This window comes from Pectinatus cerevisiiphilus (assembly GCF_004341685.1).
Taxonomy (GTDB): domain Bacteria; phylum Bacillota; class Negativicutes; order Selenomonadales; family Selenomonadaceae; genus Pectinatus; species Pectinatus cerevisiiphilus.
The window spans coordinates 1-1,732 of the sequence record NZ_SMAA01000043.1 but is presented as its reverse complement, the minus strand read 5'-3'; the positions used below and the strand labels follow the sequence as shown (position 1 = coordinate 1,732).

At 48.4% G+C, this 1,732-nt stretch carries 1 pseudogene; it reads right to left on the bottom strand.

What is annotated here, in order from left to right:
* Positions 1-58: 58 nt before the first annotated feature.
* Positions 59-1,647, bottom strand: a pseudogene (locus EDC37_RS12185) (IS3 family transposase).
* Positions 1,648-1,732: the final 85 nt, after the last annotated feature.

Below are 1,732 nucleotides of genomic sequence, written 5' to 3'. Positions count from 1 at the left end.
CGCTCAATGTCAAGGTAGTTGTCAGTAATTCTTCAAATTTTATATGTGCATCTACTGACTATGCTCCAGATTCGACTGTATGTTCGAAGTGGGCAGCATAATCTTCTTCTAGGACTGTTTTGTCAGGATTCAGGAATACGATATCCTCTAATATCCAGTCACGTGTCTTGCGACCATTCCAGCGTTCTGGATGGGCCTGCTTGGCAGCAAGGTAGACTTCATGTCGCTTGGTCAGGATAGCATCACCTTCTCCATTGTGACGCTGAGCCGGTGTCAAAAACTTAATCCCACTATGGTGGTGTTTACATCGATACCATTCAACAAAGCGTTGACACCATTCTCTTGCAGCTTCTAGCCTTTCAAAGCCTTTAGGCTGGTAGTTCGGACGGTATTTCAAGGTGCGGAAAAGTGATTCAGCATAGGCATTGTCATTACTGACCCGAGGTCTGCTGTTGGACGGTGTAATACCGAGCGCATAAAGCGTTGTCAGCATTGTTGCTCCCTTCATAGGGCTTCCGTTATCTGAATGCAGAACGAGGGGGCTGGTCGTCAGGCGTTTCTGTTGCAGTGTCGCTCGTTGTATCAGTTCGCTGGCATGCTCAGCGGACTCTTCCTGCCACACTTCCCAGCCAACAATGTCGCGACTATACAGGTCAGAAATCAAATACAGGTAGTAGAATGTTCCTTTCACCGGTCCGTTAAGATATGTGATGTCCCACATCCAGACCTGGTTCGGTCCCGTTGCATAATGAGTAGAAATCTTACGTTTTACTGGAGCTGCAGCACGACCGCGACGGCCTGCCATTCCTTCCTGACGGAGAACCCGGTAAAAGGTGGATTCTGAGGCAAGATACTGCCCCTTGTCAGCAAGTGCTGGTACAATTTCACAGGGAGGCATATCCTTGTAGTCTTTCTGGGTAACCGTATCGATGATTTTCCGGCGTTCATTATCACTTAGTTTGTTGGCAGGAGCCAATCGCTTGGCAGTTGGCCGTAAATCGGAGATATTTCCATGTTCTTTTTGTAATTTTTGCCAGCGGAAATAGGTCCGCTCAGTAATGCCGAGAACCTCACAGGCCGCAGCACAACCAGCACCATGGTGCATGGCTTCTAAAATCAGCTGTACAGCATTTGCGCGATCTGAGGCGCTGATCATTCGTCCTCGTTGTCCCCCCAGATCGCATCGGCTTTTTTTCTTAGAACGAGTAAAGCTGCAGTTTCTGCTAGAGCTTTTTCCTTACGGGCAAGTTCTTTTCCCAGCTTACGGTTTTCCCGCTCGGTAGCCTTGAGTTCCTTGTGCAAACGGGCAGCTTCTTTTGCGACACCGCCATTGGCATTCAGGCACGCATCGCGCCAGGACTTGATCTGATCGACATAAAGGCCTTTCTTGCGAGCATATTCTGCCAAGGCTTCTTCATTCATACTGGCTGTTTCAACGACGATGAGAAATTTATCCTGCGTACTCCATTTGTCAGCAGGGCGTTCAAAGTCGCTGGCAGATGTTCCGTCTGTCTTTGCCTTTGCCAACCAATTGCGAAGGGTTTGTTCAGAGATTCCTTCGGCAGACGCCACCTTACTGATGGATTCATTCTGTGGAGGAAGCAGGCGTCGTAACACCGCCTCACGAAGTTCATTGCTATACTGCATGGGTGTCGAGCTCCTTTCTGTGATACTTCTCTATAGTAACACAAAAGCTTTCATCTATCACTGACAACTATGCTAACACACAGGG